The organism is Pseudomonas sp. FP2294, assembly GCF_030687625.1.
In the GTDB taxonomy this organism is placed as follows: domain Bacteria; phylum Pseudomonadota; class Gammaproteobacteria; order Pseudomonadales; family Pseudomonadaceae; genus Aquipseudomonas; species Aquipseudomonas shahriarae.
Genome location: NZ_CP117441.1, coordinates 3,860,854 through 3,882,011, shown reverse-complemented (window position 1 = coordinate 3,882,011; position 21,158 = coordinate 3,860,854). Strand labels below are relative to the sequence as shown.

26 protein-coding genes are annotated in these 21,158 nt (G+C 58.2%); 16 read left to right on the top strand and 10 right to left on the bottom strand.

Annotation, left to right across the window (positions count from 1 at the left end; translation table 11 throughout):
• Window positions 1-172 precede the first annotated feature (172 nt).
• Entirely contained in the window at window positions 173-1,129 is a 957-nt protein-coding gene (locus PSH73_RS17225; RefSeq protein WP_305461060.1) for a site-specific integrase, read from the bottom strand.
• 649 nt (window positions 1,130-1,778) lie between these two features.
• Between PSH73_RS17225 and PSH73_RS17220 the strand changes: the two genes are divergently transcribed.
• From PSH73_RS17220 to PSH73_RS17205, 4 genes are all read left to right on the top strand, one after another.
• Window positions 1,779-2,504: a DUF969 domain-containing protein gene (locus PSH73_RS17220; RefSeq protein WP_305461058.1), complete on the top strand. Its 726-nt coding sequence runs from the start codon at window positions 1,779-1,781 to the stop codon at window positions 2,502-2,504.
• Entirely contained in the window at window positions 2,501-3,451 is a 951-nt protein-coding gene (locus PSH73_RS17215) for a DUF979 domain-containing protein (protein WP_057438618.1), read from the top strand. Before PSH73_RS17220 ends, PSH73_RS17215 begins: the two co-directional genes overlap by 4 nt.
• A 7-nt stretch (window positions 3,452-3,458) precedes the next feature.
• A complete protein-coding gene (gene pcp / locus PSH73_RS17210; RefSeq protein ID WP_186625973.1) occupies window positions 3,459-4,097 on the top strand; it encodes a pyroglutamyl-peptidase I in 639 nt (212 codons plus the stop codon).
• Window positions 4,098-4,195: 98 nt separating this feature from the next.
• Window positions 4,196-4,876, top strand: a complete 681-nt coding sequence (locus PSH73_RS17205; RefSeq protein WP_220172421.1) for an HAD family hydrolase — start codon at window positions 4,196-4,198, stop codon at window positions 4,874-4,876.
• Here PSH73_RS17205 and PSH73_RS17200 read toward each other — a convergent pair.
• The 3 genes from PSH73_RS17200 to csrA all read right to left on the bottom strand — a co-directional run bounded on the left by PSH73_RS17200 (window position 4,863) and on the right by csrA (window position 5,877).
• The gene (locus PSH73_RS17200; RefSeq protein ID WP_162947747.1) at window positions 4,863-5,078 is read right to left on the bottom strand and encodes a hypothetical protein; all 216 of its coding nucleotides are present in this window, start codon (window positions 5,076-5,078) and stop codon (window positions 4,863-4,865) included. The two genes, PSH73_RS17205 and PSH73_RS17200, sit on opposite strands and share 14 nt — an antisense overlap.
• A gap of 126 nt (window positions 5,079-5,204) precedes the next feature.
• Window positions 5,205-5,471, bottom strand: a complete 267-nt coding sequence (locus PSH73_RS17195; protein ID WP_057438621.1) for a hypothetical protein — start codon at window positions 5,469-5,471, stop codon at window positions 5,205-5,207.
• 211 nt (window positions 5,472-5,682) lie between these two features.
• Window positions 5,683-5,877, bottom strand: a complete 195-nt coding sequence (gene csrA / locus PSH73_RS17190; protein WP_057960171.1) for a carbon storage regulator CsrA — start codon at window positions 5,875-5,877, stop codon at window positions 5,683-5,685.
• Between the two features lie 248 nt (window positions 5,878-6,125).
• Here csrA and PSH73_RS17185 point away from each other — a divergent pair, with 248 nt between their 5' ends.
• On the top strand, window positions 6,126-6,500 hold the full coding sequence (locus PSH73_RS17185; protein ID WP_081044283.1) for a penicillin-binding protein activator LpoB: 375 nt from the start codon (window positions 6,126-6,128) through the stop codon (window positions 6,498-6,500).
• A gap of 37 nt (window positions 6,501-6,537) precedes the next feature.
• Here PSH73_RS17185 and PSH73_RS17180 read toward each other — a convergent pair whose 3' ends face one another.
• The 3 genes from PSH73_RS17180 to PSH73_RS17170 all read right to left on the bottom strand — a co-directional run bounded on the left by PSH73_RS17180 (window position 6,538) and on the right by PSH73_RS17170 (window position 8,765).
• The gene (locus PSH73_RS17180; protein ID WP_282405272.1) at window positions 6,538-7,227 is read right to left on the bottom strand and encodes an endonuclease I family protein; all 690 of its coding nucleotides are present in this window, start codon (window positions 7,225-7,227) and stop codon (window positions 6,538-6,540) included.
• Between the two features lie 4 nt (window positions 7,228-7,231).
• Entirely contained in the window at window positions 7,232-7,483 is a 252-nt protein-coding gene (locus PSH73_RS17175) for a DUF1654 domain-containing protein (RefSeq protein WP_057438624.1), read from the bottom strand.
• A 193-nt stretch (window positions 7,484-7,676) separates the two neighbouring features.
• Complete coding sequence (locus PSH73_RS17170; RefSeq protein ID WP_057438625.1) at window positions 7,677-8,765, bottom strand: asparaginase; 1,089 nt, start codon at window positions 8,763-8,765, stop codon at window positions 7,677-7,679.
• 517 nt (window positions 8,766-9,282) lie between these two features.
• Between PSH73_RS17170 and PSH73_RS17165 the strand changes: the two genes are divergently transcribed.
• From PSH73_RS17165 to PSH73_RS17135, 7 genes are read left to right on the top strand one after another with little or no spacing between them, the layout of a single operon-like run.
• Window positions 9,283-10,242, top strand: a complete 960-nt coding sequence (locus PSH73_RS17165; RefSeq protein ID WP_057438626.1) for a sugar ABC transporter substrate-binding protein — start codon at window positions 9,283-9,285, stop codon at window positions 10,240-10,242.
• A gap of 58 nt (window positions 10,243-10,300) precedes the next feature.
• Entirely contained in the window at window positions 10,301-11,854 is a 1,554-nt protein-coding gene (locus PSH73_RS17160; RefSeq protein WP_057960169.1) for a sugar ABC transporter ATP-binding protein, read from the top strand.
• Window positions 11,851-12,828: an ABC transporter permease gene (locus PSH73_RS17155; protein ID WP_057960168.1), complete on the top strand. Its 978-nt coding sequence runs from the start codon at window positions 11,851-11,853 to the stop codon at window positions 12,826-12,828. Before PSH73_RS17160 ends, PSH73_RS17155 begins: the two co-directional genes overlap by 4 nt.
• Window positions 12,829-12,831: 3 nt before the next feature.
• Window positions 12,832-13,854 (top strand): LacI family DNA-binding transcriptional regulator, encoded by a 1,023-nt coding sequence (locus tag PSH73_RS17150; RefSeq protein ID WP_057960167.1) that lies wholly within the window; start codon window positions 12,832-12,834, stop codon window positions 13,852-13,854.
• Between the two features lie 22 nt (window positions 13,855-13,876).
• Window positions 13,877-14,794 (top strand): ribokinase, encoded by a 918-nt coding sequence (gene rbsK / locus PSH73_RS17145; RefSeq protein WP_057960166.1) that lies wholly within the window; start codon window positions 13,877-13,879, stop codon window positions 14,792-14,794.
• On the top strand, window positions 14,791-15,192 hold the full coding sequence (rbsD, locus tag PSH73_RS17140) for a D-ribose pyranase (RefSeq protein WP_057438630.1): 402 nt from the start codon (window positions 14,791-14,793) through the stop codon (window positions 15,190-15,192). Before rbsK ends, rbsD begins: the two co-directional genes overlap by 4 nt.
• 28 nt (window positions 15,193-15,220) lie before the next feature.
• Entirely contained in the window at window positions 15,221-16,249 is a 1,029-nt protein-coding gene (locus PSH73_RS17135) for a nucleoside hydrolase (RefSeq protein WP_057438631.1), read from the top strand.
• A 33-nt stretch (window positions 16,250-16,282) separates the two neighbouring features.
• Here the strand turns inward: PSH73_RS17135 and PSH73_RS17130 are convergent, their stop codons facing one another.
• Complete coding sequence (locus PSH73_RS17130; protein ID WP_029294233.1) at window positions 16,283-16,495, bottom strand: hypothetical protein; 213 nt, start codon at window positions 16,493-16,495, stop codon at window positions 16,283-16,285.
• A 135-nt stretch (window positions 16,496-16,630) separates the two neighbouring features.
• Here PSH73_RS17130 and PSH73_RS17125 point away from each other — a divergent pair, with 135 nt between their 5' ends.
• Complete coding sequence (locus tag PSH73_RS17125) at window positions 16,631-16,936, top strand: hypothetical protein (protein ID WP_057438632.1); 306 nt, start codon at window positions 16,631-16,633, stop codon at window positions 16,934-16,936.
• A gap of 147 nt (window positions 16,937-17,083) precedes the next feature.
• The gene (locus PSH73_RS17120; RefSeq protein ID WP_057438633.1) at window positions 17,084-17,404 is read left to right on the top strand and encodes an I78 family peptidase inhibitor; all 321 of its coding nucleotides are present in this window, start codon (window positions 17,084-17,086) and stop codon (window positions 17,402-17,404) included.
• A gap of 72 nt (window positions 17,405-17,476) precedes the next feature.
• Here PSH73_RS17120 and PSH73_RS17115 read toward each other — a convergent pair whose 3' ends face one another.
• A complete protein-coding gene (locus tag PSH73_RS17115; RefSeq protein ID WP_007905882.1) occupies window positions 17,477-17,689 on the bottom strand; it encodes a cold-shock protein in 213 nt (70 codons plus the stop codon).
• A gap of 289 nt (window positions 17,690-17,978) precedes the next feature.
• A complete protein-coding gene (locus PSH73_RS17110; protein WP_029294244.1) occupies window positions 17,979-18,290 on the bottom strand; it encodes a hypothetical protein in 312 nt (103 codons plus the stop codon).
• A gap of 349 nt (window positions 18,291-18,639) precedes the next feature.
• On the opposite strand from PSH73_RS17110, the gene thrS reads away from it, so the two are divergent.
• The gene (gene thrS, locus PSH73_RS17105; protein ID WP_057960165.1) at window positions 18,640-20,562 is read left to right on the top strand and encodes a threonine--tRNA ligase; all 1,923 of its coding nucleotides are present in this window, start codon (window positions 18,640-18,642) and stop codon (window positions 20,560-20,562) included.
• Complete coding sequence (gene infC / locus PSH73_RS17100) at window positions 20,562-21,113, top strand: translation initiation factor IF-3 (protein WP_169960276.1); 552 nt, start codon at window positions 20,562-20,564, stop codon at window positions 21,111-21,113. The genes thrS and infC overlap by 1 nt, the downstream gene beginning before the upstream one ends.
• Window positions 21,114-21,158 lie beyond the last annotated feature (45 nt).

The following is a 21,158-nucleotide window of genomic DNA, read 5'->3' as shown; positions in this document are numbered from 1 at the left end:
TTTGCTTAGTTCAGACCACCGATCTGCCCCGTAAACATTGGGCCGGACGGAATTTGTTCTAAGAGCATGACGAATCCAGAGCAGGTTATGCTCGGGTTTACGGTTGGTTTCTGACGAGTTTTCGAGGCCGCCAACCCTTCTGTTAATCGAGGCTGGCTGCCAGTTCGTTTGATCAGTCGATCAGGTGCAACACATCCCTGACATTCAGGTGGGAGTATCGAGCTACGGATCGAGTATCCCTGTGGCCCGAGACGATCATGATCTGTGCGTTGTTGAATCCCTTCTTCGCTACATTGGTGATTCTGGTGTGCCTGAGCTGGTGCAGCCTGACGCTGCTATCAAGTCCAGCCTTTACACGCGCCAGACGCACAGCCTGAGAAACGGCGTGGGGAGTTACAGTGAAGATCATGTCGAGTGGGTGACGTTCCACAGTGGCCCACAACTGGGCGAGTTCAAGAATCTCAACGGCTCGGTGGGTGAGGGGAACGGATCGCGTGCCGTTCTTTCCATCGATTACATCGGCAATGCGTTCTTTGAGGTGCAGGCAGTCTTTCGTCAGCTTCAGGATTTCAGACCGTCTCATGGCAGTCTCGTATGCCAGTTCAACAATGAGCTTCATGGTTGGTGAGAGTTTCTCCAGCAGCCGCTCAAGCTCACTCGCACGGATCACTTTGTCAGAAGATCGGTCTGGCTTTGGTAGTGCGATATCACTTACAGGATTGTGAATGTCGATCAGCAATCCGCGTTTAGCAAATCGATAGAAGCGGGACATAAAAGCAAGCTGCGTCCTGCACGTTGACGGCTTCACCTTCTTCAATCGCATGATCTTGAAGTCGTTGATCATCTGTGGGGTGATTTCGTGAATGGGCTGTGTGAAGTGCCTGCCCAGATGGTCAACGATTTTCAGTGCGTGGTCGTAGCTACCTTTGCCCTTGAGCATCGTTTCGCAGTACGTCATTCCCAGCGTATAAATAGTGTGATGTTTGCGAAACATCGTCACAGCTTCGATCTGGTCCGCCCATGACTCTGCTTCATCTTTGGTGCTGAAGGTTTTCGACTGGGGAGATTTGCCCTTTATCCGTACCTGAGCATTCCAGTTGCCGGACGGAAGTAAGCGGAAATTGGCCATTTTTAACGCCTCATAGTGTGAATGGGCGTTCTGTGAAACCCTTGAGCACCAAGGCTTGCAGCTTGCTCAAGCAGACATTGACATGGTGGGGGTCGTTGGTTCGAGTCCAATCGCGCCTACCAAACAAAATCCGCTCTGCTGGGCGGTCTAGAAGGGCTCACCGAAAGGTGGGCCCTTTTTTGTTGCGATTTGCAAAGCCCTCACTCAAAACGCCAGTTCCGTACCCGTCTCCAGGTACTCTGATTTTCTTTTCGTCGCGCCTTGAGTGTCTTCCTTCGGGAGCCTCTATTGCTCGTACAGTATTTTCGGCTACTTCGGGCCCCCGGCCACCCCTAAACACAGCGCCCAATTCAAGGCCGCAGCCAACTCCAAGGCTTGGCAGCCCTGATCAAGCAGCTTTCCCCAAAAGGCCACGCCAGGATTTGAGCGCGCAAATCCTGACGTGACCCTGGTTGGCTTACATCCCCTCACAAACTTTATTGATTTGCAGCAACAATTTTTCTTGTTGGACACCCTCCGCCCCAAGCAGCAAAGATGCCCGCCAGTGACCCTCGACCTACTCGGTCAATAATAAAAATCCGCGTCGGGCTGCCCGTTATCGCTTATCAGCGATGCAGGCGTCGTAGCACGCAATCAAGGACTCAACGCCATGCAAACTGTTGTGAACCTTTGGCCGCTGATTGGCGTGCTCGTCATCGTGGTCGGCTTTGTGTTGCGCTTCAATCCATTACTGGTGGTGACGGCGGCGGCGATTGCCACCGGGTTTGCCGCGCATTTCCCCCTGGAAAAAATCCTCGCCACCATGGGCGATGGCTTCCTGCAGACTCGCGCCTTGCAATTGATCCTGCTGCTGCCCCTGGCCGTTATCGGCCTGTTGGAGCGCCATGGCTTGCGTCTGCACGCACAGAACTGGATTGCACGTTTCGAGCGGGCCACCGTCGGGCGTCTGTTGATCATTTATCTGTTTGTTCGCGAGTCCACGGCGGCGATGGGCCTGACCAGTCTTGGCGGGCACCCGCAGATGGTGCGCCCGTTGCTGGCGCCGATGGCGGAAGGGGCTGCCGAGAAGCGTTTCGGCAAGCTGCCGGACAAGGTGCGGCACAAGGTCCTGGCGATGTGTGCCGCCACGGACAACGTGGGGCTGTTTTTTGGTGAAGATATTTTCGTGGCCTTTGGTGCGATTGCCCTGATGCACACCTTCCTGCTGGGCTCTGGTATTGATGTCGAGCCGCTGCACATTGCGGTCTGGGGCATCCCCACGGCGATTTGTGCGTTCATTGTGCACGCCATCCGTTTACACCGGTTTGACCGAAGACTGACGCGTGAACTGACGGCCGCTGCGCCCGTTAACGCTCAGGCGGAGGCCGCGCAATGATCATTTCCATTCAATACTTGTACTGGCTTGCCGGCGTTTTGTTGCTGATTACTGCAGGCATGATCCTGGCTGACCGCACCCACCCCAAGCGTTGGTCAACAGCGTTTTTCTGGTTACTGTTCGCCATTCCGTTCCTGGTGGGTGAGCACCTGCCGTCGGTGGTGGTGGGTGTTGGCGTGGTGCTGATGGCGCTGATCGCCGGGCTCGGCGGGGTAGGGCGTGGTACCCATGTCGAGTTGCATGACAAGGAGTCCCGCGCCAGTGCTGGTCGGCTGGGTCATAAACTGTTTATTCCGGCCCTGGCCATTCCGTTGACCACGGTGATCGGCTCGGTGCTGCTCAAGCACACCGAGATTGGCGGCGTGCCGCTGCTGGACCCGAAAAACACCACGTTCGTGTCCCTTGGTCTCGGCTGCCTGATTGCCCTGGGCTTGGCCTGCTGGCTGACCCGCGATACCCCGGTGCAGGCCCTGCGTGAATCGCGACGCCTGACCGAAGCCCTGGGCTGGGCCATGGTGCTGCCGCAGATGCTGGCAATGCTTGGTTTGTTGTTCAACGAAGCCGGCGTTGGCACGGCCGTGGCTCACGTCACCACCACCTACATCAACCTGGATTACAAGCTGGTCGCGGTGATGGTCTATGTGTTGGGCATGGCGCTGTTTACGGTGATCATGGGTAACGGTTTTGCCGCCTTCCCGGTGATGACCGGTGGTGTGGGCGTGCCGGTGTTGGTGGGGATCTATGGCGGCAACCCGGCGGTGATGGCGGCCATCGGCATGTTCTCCGGCTACTGCGGTACGCTGATGACCCCGATGGCGGCAAACTTCAATATTGTGCCTGCAGCGCTCCTGGAATTACCGGACAAAAACGCGGTGATCAAGGCGCAGATACCCACGGCATTGATGATGTTGCTGGTCAATATCGTCCTGCTTTATCTGTTGATGTGAGGTCGAGATGGAAACTGTGTTGCTGTTGGGGTTCGAGCCATTCGATCGAGACCTGATCAACCCGTCCTGGGAGGCGGTGCGCCTGCTGGATGGGGTGCAATTGCAAGAAGGCGTGACCATCGTCGCCCGTCAATTGCCCTGTGCCTTCGCCACTGCCGGCAGCTGTTTGAACCAGTTGCTGGCCGAGCATCAGCCACAACTGGTGATTGCCACGGGGCTGGGGCCTGGGCGCAGTGATATTTCCATCGAGCGGGTTGCGATCAATCTGATTGATGCACGGATCCCGGACAACCTCGGTGCCCAGCCCGTGGATACGACAGTGACCCCCGAGGGGCCTGCTGCCTACTTCAGCACCTTGCCGGTCAAGGCCATGGTCAGGGCGGTGCGCGAGGCCGGAATCGCAGCCTCGGTTTCGCAAACGGCGGGCACCTTTGTATGTAATCAGGTGTTCTACCGCTTGCAGCATGCCTTGGTTGGATCGGGTGTGCGCAGTGGGTTTATCCATGTTCCGTATCTGCCAGGGCAGGCGGCTGAGCCTCAGCCTTCGATGGCGTTGGCGACAACGGTTGAAGGGCTGAGGATTGCGGTCCTGGCGGCTTGGAATACGCCGCGTGATATTGCCGAGAGCGGCGGCCAGGTGTGCTGATGCGCTGATGCGTCATCGTTCGTTTACAAGCTCGGGGCCGATCCGTAGATTGCATCAGGGCCCGACAACGGGCGACGAGTGCAAGAGGAAACCCTGCAGTGTCCGCCAAAGAATCGGCCGTATTTGATCGTCACTACCGTGCATTCCTGTTTGATATGGACGGCACTCTCCTTAACTCCATCGCCGCCGCAGAGCGGGTCTGGGCCGCCTGGGCGCAGCGCCATGGCCTGGACGTCGAGGCGTTCTTGACCACCATCCATGGCGTGCGCGCCATCGACACTATCACTCGTCAGGCTTTGCCAGGGGTAGATGCGCAGGCCGAGGCGCGGGGTATTACCGAGGCAGAAATCGAGGACGTGGCGGGCGTGGTGGCGATCCCTGGAGCCGTGACGTTTCTACAGAGCTTGCCCGCGCATTGCTGGGCGGTGGTCACGTCCGCGCCCAAGGCCCTGGCGCTGCGCCGTATGCAGGCGGCAGGGCTGGTGCCGCCGGCCGTCATGGTAACGGCTGAGGATGTAACCAATGGCAAGCCGGATCCGGCCGGTTACCTGCTGGGGGCCAAGCGTTTGGGGGTGCCAATAGGCGAGTGCCTGGTGTTTGAGGACGCGTCGGTGGGGATCCGTGCCGGGGAGGCGGCGGGCGCGGACGTCGTAGTGGTGACATCGACGCATTGGGAGCCGATGGCAACGGAACATCCGACGATTGCCAGTTATGACGGCGTGCGGGTGCAGTGTGATGCGGCCGGCCTGTTGCGTCTGCGGCCTTCTACACCGGCTTGAATGCCGCGCCGCGCCGGGTCAGCAGGATGTTCTCGGCGCCAATCCATTGGTAGCCCAGTGGATCCCTAATGTGTCCATGGATGACAGTGCCCGTGATCAGTTTCAACAGGTAAAGCTCGCGCAGGCCGGCGAGGATTTCCTCGGGCTTGCCCAGCAGTTCGCTGGAAGATTTCGGCTTATCTATTGAAAGTTGTTCGATCAAGGACTGTAGGTTCTTTGCGTTATGTTCTATGTCCATATCGATAACGTTTTTTATGAAGTGTAAGGGTATGGGTGCTACCGGGACGGATAGTTCCTCATATTTCAAGTAGAGGATCCAATCGGTGCGTCAGGAGGGGGATTTCTGACGAGCGTGACGAAACGCACGGCGGTTGAGTTTTCGCTGGATCGCAGACTGAATGGGCTTGAGGCAGAAGCAGAACAGATAACCACCGAGAAACAGCGCCAGGTCAGGCCATGTATCGGCATCCTGCGCGGTGGTGCTGCCTTCCATGTACAGCCTGAGGCCGTATCCGATTGTCACAAAACCCAGGGCAATCAGTAGGGCGATCATCCAGGATTTGCAGGTGTAGGGCTCTTTGCGGGATCGCCTCATCAACGCGCTCCGAAGGCACTGTAAGGTTTTGTTACGTTCCTGGAGGGGTTTGTCTGCGATACGGTCAGCAAGTTCCGTGGCTGAACCTGCATGCTGACAACCGGTGGCAGGGCCTGGCGCGAGCTGCGCTGATCACGGGATACCGTAGACAGGCCAAGGGGGCTTTCGCCAGCCGTTACAGGGGACGAGCGGGCTGGCTACTGGGGAGGCTTCAAGGTATTTCGCGTTTGTCCGGTGCAGTCAGGCCTGCCTGGATGCGCTGGTAAATCTCTTCGCGATGCACGGCAACATCCTTGGGAGCATTGATGCCGATTCTTACTTGCTGGCCGCTAACGCCCAGAATGGTGATCGTAATGTCATCACCGATATTTATGCTTTCACCGACTTTGCGGGTGAGTATCAGCATGGACTTCTCCTTGATTGCTTTGAAGGACGCATGTTTCTAACAGGGCGGATGTCGGTTATGTGTAGCTTACTGTGAAGCGCTTCCCTGTGGCTGCCTCTTTTAGGACGCATGGAGGCGGCATTAATTCCCATGGCGCCATCATACAGGTCTGGGAAACATCCTTCGCAATGTTTAAGCCAACGTTTATGACGGCCAGAATAGACAGTGAATGATAAAGTTGCCTCTTTGAACCTTAAAGGGGCAGGGCAGTGCGTAAAGTAGCGATGGCAATTGTGGTATTGGCGTTGGCCGGATGCGGTGAGGGGCCCAATCTCGACACCCCCCGAGACAAGGCTGAAGCCGCCAAGGCCCAGGCTCCTGCGGTTGCCGCTGTGCAGTGGGATATCCTGGTGCGCTCGCCCGACAATAAATTACAGGCGCTGACCGACCTGACCGCCTGGTTGCTGGAAAACGGCTTCACATTCTATCTGGCCAAGGAAGACGGCAAGGATCTGGTGCTGCTGGGGCCGTTCGCCAGCAAGGCCGAGGCTGAGGCTCGCCAGGTTCAGTTGCAGGAAAGACTGGTGAAAAAGAAGAAGACCGACGCCGAGTCGCTGGTGATCGAGCACAAGGCCCGCCCGTAATACGGTGGTTGGCGGGATCCGTGGATCCCGCTCATGTTTATCCGCAGGCTTTCAGATTCACCGGGCCGACGAACTCATTACCACGCCCCATCACGCAGGCTACGGTTTGATTGCGCTGGCGCTCCCAGGGCTGCACGGGATAGGTACGGTTCCAGGCTTCATACAGTTGGCGGTCCTGTTTCGACAGGCGCAGGCCGTATTGTTTACTCATGTAGAAATAAGTACGGGCGATCATGCCGCGGATGGATGGCCTGGGCATGACTTTCTTGGCCTTGAAGTCCACCTGGGTCAGGCATGAACCATATTGCCCGCTCTGCACCGGCAACCAGCCAAAACTGAAGTTGTTGCGATCGCCATTGACCTCGCCGATGCTCGGTACCAGATTGTGCAGGTCAGCTTCAGCGCGTTTGAAGACGGTGTCGGTGCGCGTGCAGTTCTTGCGTCCGCCGTCTTGCCAGCACTGGCGTTGATGGCCGATCTGCCAGGCCGGGACAATGTGCTCCCACTCGATGCGCGCCGCCCGGTTGGCGTTTTTACGCGGAACGTAGCCGCAGGTTTTCAGGTCGACCCGGTTACCCGTGTACTTGCAGCCGCAATAGAACTCAGTGGATTGCGGGGCGTAGAGTTTCCAGGCGATTTTCTTGGCTTCACTGAAGGTACGTGGGGCTTGGGCGTGGGCGGCGGTAGCAAAAAAAACACAGAACAGGGCGATAAAACGGACACTCATTGACTCAATCTTCCTTCGGTACGACCCAGAAAATCTGCACGCCGCCATCATCGCGATAAGCGAGGGTGACGTTGTCGTTTTCTGCGATTTCCTCCAGTAGTCGTGCCCACTCGTCCTCGGGTTCCTCCGGCAAACGGAAAATCAACGCGGCCTTGTTTTTTTGGGCGTTGGTGGAATTGATGATTTTTTGCACACGGATCGCCAGGCGTTGATAGGCGTCGGGCGGTGTCGGTGCTGCAGAGGAGGGCTTGGCCACGGAGGAGTCCTTAATTAGCTGTACGAACATACAGTATTTAACTGTGAGTAAATTCGCAACTGCTTAAAATTCAAGAAGTCCGTGTGACAACGGTTTACGCGGATTGGTGTACAGCGAGGATTTTTTGCAGGAGCCGACAACGACCTGTTGTCCCTGTCGGCGCCTACAAGGGTGTTAGCGGTGTGTCAGTAACTTAGTATTCCCAGAACATCCGCTGCAGTTCCTTGCTGTCCTGGGTCTTGGTCAGGGCGACCATGGCCAGGATGCGGGCTTTCTGCGGGTTCAGGTCATGGGCCACAACCCAGTCGTATTTGTCGTCAGGCTGCTCGGCATTGCGCAGAACGAAACCGCCGGCATTGACGTGGGAAGAACGAATGATTTGCACGCCTTCCTTACGCAGTTCCTGCAGGGCAGGTACTACCTTGGCCGGTACCGAGCCATTGCCGGTGCCGGCATGGATGATGGCTTTGGCGCCAGCCTGGGCCAGGGCTTTGTAGGCGGTGTCGCTGACGTTGCCATAACCGTAGGCAATTTCAACGTCGGGCAGGCTCTTGATGTTCTTGATATCGAACTCCGAGTTCATGGTGTGACGCTTGGCCGGCTGGCGGAACCAGTAGGATTTGCCCTCTACGACCATGCCCAGTGGGCCCCAGGCGCTTTTGAAGGCCTCGGTCTTGATGTTGATCATCTTGCTGACATCGCGACCCGATTGGATCTCGTCGTTCATGGTCACCAGGACGCCTTTGCCGCGTGCGTCTTTGCTACCGGCAACAGCCACAGCGTTGTACAGGTTGAGCATGCCGTCGGCCGACATGGCAGTGCCTGGACGCATGGAGCCCACGACCACGATAGGCTTGTCGGTTTTTTCCACCAGGTTGAGGAAGTAGGCAGTTTCTTCGAGGGTGTCGGTGCCGTGGGTGATCACGATGCCGTCCACGTCTTTGCTGTCGGCAAGTTCTGCGACACGACGACCCAGTTGCAGCAGGTTTTCGTTGGTGATGCTCTCGGAAGCAATTTGCATCACTTGCTCGCCGCGCACGTTGGCGATCTGGCTGAGCTCCGGAATGCCGGCGATCAGTTGTTCGATACCCACCTTGGCCGCCTGGTAGGTGGCGCTGTTGGCCGCGCTGGCGCCAGCGCCGGCAATGGTGCCGCCAGTGGCCAGCACGACTACGTTGGACAGTTTGGTCTTGGATTCAACTTCCTTGGCCTGGGCGGCCACGGGGAAGAGCAGCAGCAGGGCTAAAGCGCCCGGAACAAAGTTCTTGAGTGCAGATTTCATTATTTTTCTCTCTAGTTTTGATGAGTGCTTGTGCAGGTTCATCCAGAACACCCCGGGCTGCGCTGAGCGCCACAAGGTGCTGATTAAGAGCAGGATTTGTACCAGCGGGATTTTGTTTGGGGTTTGATTTTAACTTGTTGATTTAAATCATATTTTTTGATGCTGCGTGATCTCTTGGCTTCAGCTCGTGTCCGAATATCCGAACGCAGGAGGCTGTGGTGTTCGGTTGTCCGAAAATCACCCTGGGAAAATCAGCAGCATCCTTCTGAGGTGTGCCTGCCGATCTGTCGTTTTTAGAGAACGATCACCCAGCCCGGATGTTTAGCCAGGAGCTGGTCGAGCTGTAGGGCAGGAGGTAGAGCCAACGAAGAAAAAGCCCTTTTCTTTCGTTGACAAAATTCGGCAGCCTTCGCATAGTTTGTTTAGCGCAAACGTTTGCGAGGTGTTTCACGGCACTCGGTGAGTGAAGTGAATGTGCAGGCGTTGCTCACAATAATCATAAGATCGGAGTGAACCCATGAAGCTTCCATTCGCTGGACGTTTGCTTGCTGCCGCCGTGCTGGCTGCCGCATCCGCTGCCCTGCCTCTCTCCTCTGCATTCGCTGATGACACCGCCGCCAAACCCAAGGTCGGCCTGGTGATGAAATCCCTGGCCAATGAGTTTTTCGTCACCATGCAAGACGGTGCCAAGGACTATCAGAAAGCCCATGCCGCCGATTTCGACATGATCACCAACGGGATCAAGAACGAAACCGATACCTCGGCGCAGATTGATATCGTCAACCAGATGATCCTCGCCAAAGTCAACGCAATCGTCATCGCACCCGCCGACTCCAAGGCGTTGGTCAACGTGCTGAAGAAAGCCTCCGATGCCGGGATCAAGGTGGTCAACATTGATAACCGCCTGGACCCTGAAGTGTTGAAAAGCAAAAACCTCGAGGTTCCCTTTGTAGGCCCGGATAACCGCAAGGGTTCGCGTCTGGTCGGCGAGTACCTGGCCAAACAGCTGGCGAGTGGCGATAAAGTCGGCATTATCGAAGGCGTCCCGACCACCACCAATGCCCAGCAACGCACCGCCGGGTTCAAGGACGCCATGGGTGCGGCCGGTATGAAGATTGTGTCCGTGCAGTCCGGTAACTGGGAAATCGACCAGGGCAACAAGGTGGCGGCGGCCATGTTGAGCGAATACCCGGACCTCAAGGCGCTGCTGGCCGGTAACGACAACATGGCCCTGGGCGCCGTTTCAGCGGTGCGCGCAGCGGGCATGGCGGGCAAGGTCCAAGTGGTTGGCTACGACAACATCGCTGCGATCAAGCCGATGCTCAACGACGGTCGCGTCCTGGCCACCGCCGACCAGGCGGCTGCCCAGCAAGCCGTATTTGGTATCCAGAATGCGCTGAAGCTGGTCAAGGGCGAAAAAGTCGAGTCCGTGGACGGCGTGATCGAAACGCCGGTAGAGCTCGTCCTCAAGCAATAACCCCTGGCCGCGCACTACAGCGCCCGCTCACATGGAGCGGGCGCCTGGAGATTTTCTTATGTCATCTTCCGCACCGACCCCTGTCCTCTCGGTCAGTGGTATCGGTAAGACCTATGCCCAGCCCGTCCTGTCCGACATCACCCTGACGCTTAATCGCGGCGAGGTGCTGGCGTTGACGGGTGAGAATGGCGCGGGCAAAAGCACCTTGTCGAAGATCATCGGCGGTCTGGTCACGCCAACCACTGGCCAGATGCAGTTCAATGGTCAGGCATACACCCCCGCCAGCCGGACCCAGGCGGAAAAGCAGGGGATCCGTATGGTGATGCAGGAGCTCAACCTGCTGCCGACCCTGACCGTGGCCGAAAACCTGTTCCTCGATAACCTGCCCAACCGCGGTGGCTGGATCAGCCGCAAGCAGTTGCGCCAGGCCGCGATTGAGGCCATGGCACACGTGGGCCTGGATGCCATTGGCCCGGACACCCTGGTCGGCAGCTTGGGCATTGGCCATCAGCAGATGGTCGAGATCGCCCGCAACCTGATCGGCGATTGCCATGTGCTGATCCTCGACGAACCGACGGCGATGCTCACCGCCCGTGAAGTCGAGATGCTGTTCCAGCAAATTACCCGCCTGCAGGCCCGGGGCGTGGCAATTATCTATATTTCCCATCGACTGGAAGAGCTGGCACGGGTAGCCCAACGCATTGCAGTGCTGCGTGACGGCCAGTTGGTGTGTGTCGAACCGATGGCCAATTACAACAGCGAACAACTGGTCACGTTGATGGTCGGTCGTGAGCTGGGTGAGCACATCGACCTAGGTCCGCGCACCATCGGCGCGCCGGCATTGACGGTCAAGGGCCTGACCCGAGCGGACAAGGTTCGCGACGTGTCCTTTGAAGTGCGAGCCGGTGAAATCTACGGCATCTCGGGTTTGATCGGCGCCGGCCGTACGGAGTTGCTGCGCCTGATCTTTGGTGCCGACCTGGCCGACAGTGGCACGGTAGCCCTCGGCTCGCCGGCCCGGGTGGTGAGCATTCGTTCGCCGGTGGATGCAGTAGGCCATGGCATTGCCTTGATTACCGAGGATCGCAAGGGCGAGGGCCTGTTGTTGAGCCAGTCCATCAGCGCCAACACGGCCCTGGGCAATATGGCCAAGGTGTCCAGCGCCGGCCTGGTCAATGGGCGCGACGAAACGGCCCTGGCCAAGCGGCAGATTGACGCCATGCGTATCCGCAGCTCCAGCCCGGCGCAATTGGTGTCTGAGTTGTCGGGCGGCAATCAGCAGAAAGTGGTGATCGGCCGCTGGCTGGAGCGTGATTGCGCAGTGATGCTGTTTGATGAACCCACCCGTGGCATCGACGTGGGTGCCAAGTTTGATATCTATGCGCTGCTGGGTGACTTGACTCGTCAGGGCAAGGCGCTGGTGGTGGTGTCCAGCGACCTGCGGGAGCTGATGCTGATCTGTGACCGCATCGGTGTGCTGTCTGCCGGGCGCTTGATCGAGACCTTCGAGCGTGCCAGCTGGACCCAGGATGAATTGCTTGCTGCCGCATTTGCCGGCTATCAGAAACGTGATGCGTTGCTCAACGAAGCCGCGCCCAGGACAAACCCATGAAAACAGCAACTCCAACCGCCAAAGCCGGCGGTAATTTCTACGGCCTGGGCACCTATCTGGGTCTGGCTGGTGCATTGCTGGCGATGATTGCGCTGTTCTCGGCGCTGAGCAGCCACTTTTGGTCCTATGGCACCTTCAGCACCATTGCCAACCAGATTCCCGACCTGATGGTATTGGCGGTGGGCATGACGTTCATCCTGATCATCGGCGGCATTGACCTGTCGGTGGGCTCGGTATTGGCCCTGGCCGCGTCTGCGGTCAGCGTGGCGATCCTCGGCTGGGGCTGGAGCGTGATACCCGCAGCCTTGCTCGGCATGGGCTGCGCGGCACTGGCCGGCACCATCACCGGCTCGATCACCGTGGCCTGGCGGATTCCGTCGTTCATTGTGTCCCTGGGGGTGCTGGAAATGGCCCGTGGTGCGGCCTACCAGATGACCGGGTCGCGCACTGCCTATATCGGTGACTCCTTTGCCTGGCTGTCCAACCCGGTGGCCTTTGGTATCTCGCCGTCGTTCATCATTGCGTTGCTGGTGATTATCGTGGCCCACGCGGTACTGACGCGTACCGTGTTTGGTCGCTACCTGATCGGCATCGGCACCAATGAAGAGGCGGTGCGCCTGGCGGGTATCAATCCAAAACCCTACAAAATCCTGGTGTTCAGCCTGATGGGGCTGCTGGCTGGGGTGGCGGCGCTGTTCCAGATTTCGCGCCTGGAAGCGGCCGACCCGAACGCTGGCTCAGGCCTGGAGCTGCAGGTGATTGCCGCAGTGGTGATCGGCGGCACCAGCCTGATGGGCGGGCGTGGCTCGGTGATCAGTACATTCTTTGGGGTGCTGATTATTTCTGTATTGGCGGCCGGTCTGGCGCAGATCGGTGCGACCGAGCCGACCAAACGCATCATTACCGGCGCCGTTATCGTGATTGCCGTGGTGCTCGACACCTACCGCAGTCAACGCGCCAGTCGGCGGGGCTAAGCCATGGCAACCATCAAGGATGTGGCGGCGCTTGCGGGGATTTCCTACACCACAGTGTCCCATGTGGTGAACAGGACACGCCCGGTCAGCGAGCCCGTGCGACTCAAGGTCGAAGCCGCGATCAAGCAGTTGGACTATGTGCCCAGCGCGGTCGCCCGTTCGCTGAAGGCCAAGACCACGGCGACCATCGGCCTGCTGGTGCCCAACAGCCTCAACCCGTATTTCGCGGAGCTGGCCAGGGGCATCGAGGATTACTGCGAGCGCAATGGCTACTGCGTGATCCTGTGCAATTCCGACGATAACGCCGAGAAACAGCGCAACTATTTGCGGGTGTTGCTGGAGAAGCGTGTCGACGGCTTGATCGTCACCTCCGTCGGTGGTGATGACGATGGCCTGGCCGCTGGCTTGAAAGGCGTGCGCACGCCCATGGTCATTGTCGACCGGGGCCTGGAAGGCGTGGATGTGGACCTGGTGCGCATTGACCACGAGCAGGGCGCCTACCTGGCGACCCGGCATTTAGTGGCGCTGGGGCACCGGGATATCGCCTGTATTGGCGGGCCCGCCCATACCCGTGTGGCGCAGATGCGCCTGGCCGGCTACCAGCGTGCGTTGCAGGAGGCCGGGATCGCGGTGCCCGCCAGTCGCGTGCTGGAAAGCGATTTCACCAGCACCGGTGGCTATGGGGCGGCGGTGCAGTTGCTGGCAGACAACCCGCCCAGCGCGATATTTGCCGGCAACGACATGATCGGTTTTGGCGTATTGCGGGCGGCCGCCGAGCGCAACCTGCGGGTACCCGCCGAGCTGTCGGTGATTGGTTTTGATGACATTCAAATGAGCCGCTATGTGTACCCCGCGTTGACCACTGTGGGTCAGTCGATCCTGCAATTGGGGGAAACGGCGGCGGAGTTGTTACTGCGACGGATTGCGACACCGCAATTGCCGGTTGACCAGCGCATTGTCACGCCGAGCATTGTCTTGCGTGAGTCAACGGCGCCGTTGGCTGCTGTGTTTGCCTCAAACCGCTGAACGAATTGATGAGTATTGACGTATGCCAGCAACAGTAGTGGTAGTAGGCAGTTTGAACATGGACCTGGTGACCCGGGCCAGCCGGCTGCCTCGCGGCGGTGAGACCCTGGTTGGCCAGTCGTTTGCCACCGTTCCGGGCGGCAAGGGCGCCAATCAGGCGGTCGCTGCGGCGCGCCTGGGGGCTGAGGTTGCGATGATCGGCTGCATAGGCAGCGATGCCTACGGCGCTCAATTGCGCGATGCATTGCTGGTGGAAGGGATCGACTGTCAGGCCGTCAGTGAGGTGCCGGGTTCCAGTGGTGTCGCGCTGATTGTGGTGGATGACAGCAGTCAGAATGCGATTGTGATTGTGGCCGGCAGCAACGGCCAACTGACCCCCGCGTCGCTGTTGGCGTTCGACGCCGTGCTGCAGGCGGCCGAGGTGATTGTCTGCCAGCTCGAAGTGCCCATGGACACCGTGGGGTATGCCCTCAAGCGTGGCCGTGAGTTGGGCAAGACGGTGATCCTCAACCCGGCGCCCGCCAGCGGCCCGCTGCCGGCAGACTGGTACGCCTGCATTGACTACCTGATCCCCAACGAAAGTGAAGCATCGGCCTTGAGCGGGGTGCCGGTCGATTCCCTGGACTCCGCCAAGGTTGCGGCGACCCATCTGCTCAAAGCCGGGGCGGGCAAGGTCATCGTGACCCTGGGTTCGCAGGGGGCGCTGTTCGCCGACGGCCAAGGGTTCGAGCACCTGTTGGCGCCCAAAGTGCAGGCCGTGGATACCACGGCGGCAGGCGACACCTTTGTCGGTGGCTTTGCGGCAGCGCTGGCCAGCGGCCAGAGCGAGGCCGAGGCCATCCGGTTTGGCCAGGTCGCGGCGGCCCTGTCGGTCACCCGCGCCGGAGCCCAACCCTCTATTCCTACGCTGCATGACGTCCAAGGCTTTGTTCGCCCATGAAAAAGACCCCATTGCTCAATATTGCCCTGTCGCGGCTGATCGCCTCCCTTGGTCATGGCGACATCCTGGTGATCGGCGATGCCGGCCTGCCAGTGCCGCCGGGTGTGGAGTTGATCGACCTGGCGCTGACCCAGGGTATTCCTGACTTCATCAGCACCTTGCGCGTGGTGCTCAGCGAGATGCAGGTGGAAAGCCACGTACTGGCCGAGGAACTCTTGCACAAGCAGCCACCGGCGCTGGCTGACCTCAATGCCCTGGACCAGGGCGAACTGGGCGAGCGTCGCTTGCTGAGTCATGACGCGTTCAAGCTGCTCAGCCACAAGGCGCGCGCGGTGGTGCGCACAGGCGAGTGCCAGCCCTACTGTAATATCGCGCTGGTGTCTGGCGTGACTTTCTAGCGTTTCCCACAATGACAAGGAGTGCGTCATGCAACGTAGAACCCCAACCCTGCGACACCTGTTTCGGAGTGTGCTGCTTTTGTCCGTGCTAACTGCTGCAAGCGCCCAGGCGGCGGAAAAAATCGACCTGATCATTGATACCGACCCGGGCGCTGACGATGTGGTCGCGCTGCTGTTTGCGATGGCGTCCCCGCAGGAGCTGAATATCCGGGCGTTGACCACCGTGGCCGGCAACGTGCGGCTGGACAAGACCTCGCGCAACGCACGGTTGGCCCGTGAGTGGGCAGGGCGTGAAGAGATTCCGGTGTATGCCGGCGCGCCACAGCCGCTGCTGCGCACGCCGATTTATGCCGAGAATATCCATGGCAAGGAAGGTATTTCCGGTGTCACCGTGCACGAGCCGAAAAAAGGCCTGGCCGAAGGCAATGCGGTCGACTACCTGATCAAGACCCTGAGCACCGCCAAGCCCCATAGCATCACCATTGCCATGCTAGGCCCACAAACCAACCTGGCCCTGGCGTTGACCCAGGCACCGGAAATCACCCAGGGCATCAAGGAAGTGGTGGTCATGGGCGGCGCGCACTTCAACGGCGGCAACATTACGCCGGTGGCCGAGTTCAACCTGTTTGCCGATCCGGTGGCTGCTGAAATCGTCCTCAAAAGTGGCGTCAAGCTGACTTACCTGCCGCTGGACGTGACCCACAAGATCCTCACCAGCGAAGCGCGCCTGAAGCAGATCGCCGACTTGAACAACAACGCCAGCAAGATAGTGGGCAGTATTCTCAACGAATACGTCAAAGGGGATATGGAGCACTACGGTATGACGGGTGGCCCGGTGCATGACGCCACCGTGATCGGCTATCTGCTCAAGCCCGAGCTGTTCACCGGACGCCAGGCCAACATGGTGGTCGATAGCCGCGAAGGCCCGACGTTCGGCCAGACCATCGTCGATTGGTACGATGGCCTCAAGCACGATAAAAACGTGTTTTGGGTGGAAAACGGCGACGCCCAGGGGTTTTTCGACTTGCTCACCGAGCGCCTTGCGCGCCTGAAGTAAGCTGCCTGCCGGTCGGCGCTCGTCGACCGGTAACTATTCGCGCAGAGGGTCTTCGACCCCCATATGGTCGGCCGGGTATTTCTCGAATATCTGGCCGATAAAGGCCTGCGCTGCCTGGGTGCCCAGCTCCTTGACCAGCAGGTCGATGCCGATGATCGCCAACTCTTCCGGGCTGCCCGGGCTGTAGGAGCTTTGCCCTTGGGGCCACTTGGCTTTGATGTCGGCATTGATGGTAACGATGGTCATCGGGTTCTCGCGGCTCGCAAAGGCTGGACAGGCCTGCAGAGTTAACCATTTTGCGCTGCGTTTGGCACTGCTACTTAGGCATGAGGGGGACGCTGTGCGACACTGGCCCCCTGTTTAATTACCAGGACACGCCACGTGCACATCGACTTGACCAACCCCAAGAGCCTCACATTGGAGGCTGTTCGCCAAATGATTGCCAGTGCCAGCGACGATCAGCACACCCAGCTACGGGTTACCAAGGCCGGTATCGCCTATATCTCTTCCTGTGTGGTGGGAGGGATGCAGATTGATGGGTTGTTGTTTCGCCTGGAGACCTGGGCAGCTGGGTCTGGCTATGTCGGCAAGGTGGCGGCCAGTGATGAGGTGTGGGTGATGCAGATTTTCAATGCGCTGAAGCAGAACTGGCCAAAGCCGCCGTTTGACTACATCGACATCTACTGAGATTTATTCATATCTGGTGACGATTGATTCATCAAGCCATGGCGTAGAGTCAGGCAGACTCGCCTACAGCCAATTGTGACAATTCTGAAACCAATTGGCCAAATCACGGTCGCACGATCTCTGTCCATTTTTCTCAAAGGAGGCTTCATGCCTTGGAAGCTCGCATCATTCGGTACCTTGTTGGCGGCAGCCGTCCTCGCGGGTTGCAGTACTTCGGGTACCTCCGAGCCGGCCAAAGACACGGCCGCGGCTGAGCCTGTTCACACGCGCTGTGAATCGCAGGCTGCGCAGTTCGCCATCGGCCAGAAGGCCTCGCCGCAATTGCTGGAGCAGGCCCGTACCCGTGCCGGTGCGCAGAATGCCCGTATTCTCAAGCCCAACGACATGATCACCCTCGAATACCGTTCCGATCGCCTGAACCTCAACACCGATGACAATCTAGTGATCACCCGCGTCAACTGCGGCTGATAACACAACACTTTTGTGTCACCCATAAAAAACCCCGTCACATGGACGGGGTTTTTTAGATCGGCGTAGAGATTACTCTGCGCGAACCTGTGCAGCTTGCATACCCTTTTGGCCTTTCTCAGCCACGAAGGAAACGGTTTGGCCTTCTTTCAGGCTTTTGAAACCGTCGCTTTCGATAGCTTTGAAGTGTACGAACAGGTCGTCACCGCCACCTTGAGGAGTGATGAAGCCGAAGCCTTTTTCATCGTTGAACCATTTAACGGTGCCGGTTTGGCGATTAGACATGGTGTATCTCCAAGAAACATATATTTTCAGTAGTACTGTGCTGCTCAGGCCAACTGGGCACACTGGGCTATCATAGTCGAAATGTCCGGCTTGGGAGCCCCCCCAAGGCACTGTTTGCCAATCAAACGCGTTTTCTTCAGTGCCCTGGATGGCTGTAAGCCCCGGTTTACGGGGCTTTAGCGAGAAATATCAGCTAGTAAAAAAAGCCGTAAAAGCAATGTAAATTGTGAGAAATAGCAGTTTTCAGTGGGTTTTCAGGCCGTTTTTTCGGTCTGATTTCTCGCCACGCTTACTTTTTCTTCACGACCTTGCAGGACGAAATAGCTGCGACGGCTTTGTTTTTCAGCTCCGCGCTGGCGTTCTGGTTGGTCATCAGTTCCTTGATTTCCGCAGTGCTCAATTCAGCGTTGATTTTATCCGCGCCACATTCGCAATGGGCTTTGGCGGTTTTGGCATCAACGTTCTGGCTGGCGGCGGCGCTGCAGTCCTGGACAAAGCTATCCCGGGCGCCTGCAGGCCAGTTGGACGGGGCGGCGGCTTGAGCGCCAATGGAGAACAGGGCCAGGGAAGCGGCAAGGGCGAAGATCGAGGTGCTGCGCATGGTTAGATGCTCCTTGAGTCGAGATGACGGACGGCGATTTTCAGTGTGTTTGAGGCCTGACGTACAGCCCAAGTTCACTTTTGCCTGTAAAAGCCTGGAGTTTGCCTTTGCGCGGCGGTGGGGCGGCGCTATGACCGTTCATCTGTGCTAGCATCAGCGACCTGGCTTTTTTCGTGCCGGGTTTTTTTGTTTAACTCCAGTCACTCTGGTTCGATTATCGGTTGGCCGAAAGGCTCCTGCCGCTGTAAGGCAGGCGTTCAGCAATGAACGGCCTGGTGTTGGATCTTGTACTGGCTCATCCCAACCCACGTGACCTTTGGTAGGGGTCACCACTAGGAGAGGAGGCGCCATGCCAACTATTACTCTTCCCGACGGCAGTCAACGTTCATTCGATCATCCGGTTTCCGTAGCCGAGGTCGCCGCATCCATTGGTGCAGGCCTGGCCAAGGCCACCGTGGCCGGCAAGGTCGACGGCAAGCTGGTTGACGCCAGCGACCTGATCACCAGCGACGTCAGCCTGCAAATCATCACGCCCAAGGATCAAGAGGGGCTGGAGATCATTCGCCACTCTTGCGCGCACCTGATTGGCCATGCGGTCAAACAGCTGTACCCCACCGCGAAGATGGTGATCGGCCCGGTCATCGACGAAGGCTTCTATTACGATATCGCCTACGAGCGTCCTTTTACGCCGGACGATATGGCCGCCATCGAAGCGCGCATGCACGCGCTGATCGAGAAAGATTACGACGTCATCAAGAAAGTCACGCCACGCGCCGAAGTGATCGACGTGTTCACTGCCCGTGGTGAGGACTACAAGCTACGTCTGGTGGAAGACATGCCGGACGAACAGGCCATGGGCCTGTATTACCACGAAGAATATGTCGACATGTGCCGTGGCCCGCACGTGCCGAATACGCGCTTCCTCAAATCGTTCAAGCTGACCAAGCTGTCCGGTGCCTACTGGCGCGGCGATGCGAAAAACGAGCAACTGCAGCGGGTCTATGGCACCGCCTGGGCTGACAAGAAGCAGCTGGCGGCCTACATCCAGCGCATCGAAGAAGCCGAGAAGCGCGATCACCGTAAAATCGGTAAGCGCCTGAACCTGTTCCACCTCCAGGAAGAAGCGCCGGGCATGGTGTTCTGGCACCCGAACGGCTGGACCCTGTACCAGGTGCTTGAGCAGTACATGCGCAAGGTGCAGCGTGAAAACGGCTATCTGGAGATCAAGACGCCGCAAGTGGTTGACCGTAGCCTGTGGGAGAAATCCGGGCACTGGGCCAACTACGCCGACAATATGTTCACCACCGAGTCGGAAAGCCGCGACTACGCCATCAAGCCGATGAACTGCCCTTGCCACGTGCAAGTGTTCAATCAGGGCTTGAAGAGCTACCGCGAGCTGCCGATGCGCCTGGCCGAGTTCGGTGCGTGCCACCGTAACGAGCCATCGGGTGCACTGCACGGCATCATGCGTGTGCGCGGTTTCACTCAGGACGACGCCCACATCTTCTGCACCGAAGAGCAGATGCAGGCCGAATCCGCCGCGTTCATCAAGCTGACCATGGACGTTTATCGCGATTTCGGCTTTACCGACGTCGAAATGAAGCTGTCCACTCGTCCGGAAAAACGCGTCGGTTCCGACGAGTTGTGGGATCGCGCCGAAGCTGCACTGGCCGCTGCGCTAGATAGTGCGGGCCTTGCGTACGATCTGCAGCCGGGTGAGGGCGCCTTCTACGGTCCTAAAATCGAGTTCTCGCTGAAAGATTGCCTTGGCCGTGTCTGGCAATGTGGTACCTTGCAGCTCGATTTTAACCTGCCGATCCGTCTGGGAGCCGAATACGTCTCCGAAGACAACAGCCGTAAACACCCGGTTATGCTGCACCGGGCGATCCTCGGCTCATTCGAACGGTTCGTCGGGATCCTGATCGAGCACTACGAGGGCGCGTTCCCTGCGTGGCTGGCTCCGACTCAGGCAGTGATCATGAATATCACTGATAAACAGGCCGATTTTGCTGCTGAAGTTGAAAAAACACTCAACGAAAGCGGATTTCGTGCCAAGTCCGACTTGAGAAATGAAAAGATCGGCTTTAAAATCCGCGAGCATACTTTGCTCAAGGTTCCCTATCTTTTGGTTATCGGAGATCGGGAAGTCGAGATGCAGACTGTCGCTGTGCGTACTCGTGAAGGTGCTGACCTGGGCTCGATGCCCGTCGCCCAGTTCGCTGAGTTCCTCGCGCAAGCGGTTTCCCGGCGTGGTCGCCCAGATTCGGAGTAATTACTATTAAGCGTGAAATGAGACAAGATAAACGAGCTGCACCGAAAGCCCCGATCAACGAGAATATCTCGGCACGCGAGGTTCGGTTAATTGGGGCTGAGGGTGAGCAGCTTGGGATTGTGTCAATTGAAGACGCGCTTCTTAAGGCTGAAGAAGCCAAGCTCGATTTGGTGGAAATTTCCGCCGATGCTGTACCTCCTGTCTGCAAGCTGATGGATTACGGCAAGTCGATCTTCGAAAAGAAGAAGCAGATTGCCGCAGCCAAGAAAAACCAGAAGCAGATCCAGGTTAAAGAAATCAAGTTTCGTCCAGGGACGGAGGAAGGGGATTACCAGGTAAAACTGCGCAACCTGGTACGTTTCCTGAGTGATGGGGACAGGGCCAAGGTATCCTTGCGATTCCGCGGCCGTGAGATGGCCCACCAGGAGCTGGGTATGGAACTCCTCAAGCGGGTTGAAGCTGACCTGCTGGAGTACGGTTCCGTCGAACAGCATCCTAAGATGGAAGGACGCCAGCTGATCATGGTCATCGCCCCGAAAAAGAAGAAGTAATCAATAGGGCACGGCAGGCCTTCTGATTATGTTTATCAACTGAAT